Below are 1,582 nucleotides of genomic sequence, written 5' to 3'. Positions count from 1 at the left end.
CCACATAGATCGCCAACGCCTCGGGAAGCTTCCGGCGAAGCTCCTGGGCGGACAGATCGACCAGGTGGGGGGTCGTTTCCGCGTCGGTAGCGACTGTTCTCAACCTTTCCTTGACTACTTGTCGGTGTGCGCAGCTATATTGAATATGTCGAACGGGTGTTCGATGTCGGCGATCCGGTGAAGCCCTCGAGGGAAGCGAGGCTTCGCCGGGTTCCGACCCTAGAGCGTCGTCAGAGTCCGGGCGTGTCGGATCCACGGGCACGAACGGCGTATCGAACGGGAGGTGTTCGAGTATGGCCACAAAAGTTCTCCGTGCCGATGTACGTCCGCCGGTGTCGCCACGTGCCAGGGTTCTTCTCGGGCGCGCCGATGCTCTGCTGTCGGGGTCGGTGGGGGCAAGAAACGCGTCCGATCAATTTCTTGACTGCTATATGGCTGCACTGCGTGGTGCTGCTGCAATCCTCGAAGCCACCCCGGTTTCGACGTCGCGAGCGCGCTCGCGCAGCGCCTGGGTGCTTCTCGTCAAGGCTGCTCCTGAACTGGAGCCCTGGGCCGAGTACTTCCGATCGTTCTCCGCGACGAGAGCGGCACTGCAGGCCGGTGCCTCCCGTTCGATAGACGAGGATGCCGCCGACGACTTCTACCGTGAGGTCGGTCGTTTCCTTCACGTCGTGGAGGAGTGCATCGGGGCCGATTCGCGCCTCGACAGGGTCGCGCTACGGCCGCGGTCGATGTCTGCGTGAGACGAGAGTGTGCACGTGCCGGTGCGGTCGAGCGTTTCCCACCGTGTTGAGGACCCCCTACTTTGAGGCGGCATCGAGCCCCTGTGCTGGGAAACTTCGCAGATTCTCAGGAACACTTGGACCGAGTAGGTGGTAAGCAGTCGAATCTGCTCGTATTATTGACGCCAGGTAGCCGCCAAGGTCAGCTTCCCGTCGTTTCGCACCCCGAAATGACTTTCAATATCTGTGCAGGGGGAGGTACCGTGCCACTCTCCGAGCACGAGCAGCGCATGCTCGATCAAATCGAGAGCGCTCTCTACGCCGAGGATCCCAAGTTCGCGTCTCACGTGAGAAGCGGCCGTATGCGTACGGCATCGAGCAAGCGTCGCTTTCAAGCGGCCGCCTTGTTCGTCTTGGGGCTTGTTCTACTCGTTGCCGGGCTGGCGCTGCCGTTCAAGCCCGGTGGCTTCCCGGTCATCAGCCTCGTCGGTTTCGCCTTCATGTTCGGGGCCGGCGTTCTGTTTCTGCTCGGTGGATCTCGTAAGGGCGCAGCGGCGTCGCAAGACGAGGCGCCGGCGGGCGACAGCTCGGGTCCCGGTGCGACGGGTCCCTCGGGTCCCTCGGGTCCCAGGCCCTCGGGTCCGAAGTCGAAGCCCGGCCGTAAGGGCGGAGGGTTCACTTCCCGCATGGAGGATCGATTCCGACGGCGGTTCGACCAGGAGTGACCGCACTGCGCCGTCGCCGGCACTTCGGACGGCGTAGGCGAGCAAAAAATCACTCGGCGTAGCCAGGTTCGGAAGAACACCCGGCGAACAGTCGCCGGCCGTAAATACGCAGACACGAGAGCGGTGCCCACCACA

Annotated in this window: 2 protein-coding genes; both read left to right on the top strand. The window is 63.1% G+C overall.

The genetic code is table 11. The annotated features are described in order from the left end of the window. Positions 1-293 precede the first annotated feature (293 nt). Positions 294-743: an SAV_6107 family HEPN domain-containing protein gene (locus WBQ44_RS14555; RefSeq protein ID WP_495567385.1), complete on the top strand. Its 450-nt coding sequence runs from the start codon at positions 294-296 to the stop codon at positions 741-743. Positions 744-985: 242 nt separating this feature from the next. Further along, on the top strand, positions 986-1,447 hold the full coding sequence (locus WBQ44_RS14550) for an SCO2097 family morphological protein (protein WP_495567384.1): 462 nt from the start codon (positions 986-988) through the stop codon (positions 1,445-1,447). The last annotated feature ends 135 nt before the right edge of the window (positions 1,448-1,582 follow it).

Origin of the sequence: Rhodococcus sp. (in: high G+C Gram-positive bacteria), assembly GCF_049591685.1 — a bacterium.
Classification (GTDB): Bacteria; Actinomycetota; Actinomycetes; order Mycobacteriales; family Mycobacteriaceae; genus Rhodococcoides.
The sequence above is the reverse complement of the archived record's forward strand: the minus strand, read 5'-3'. Positions and strand labels throughout refer to the sequence as shown.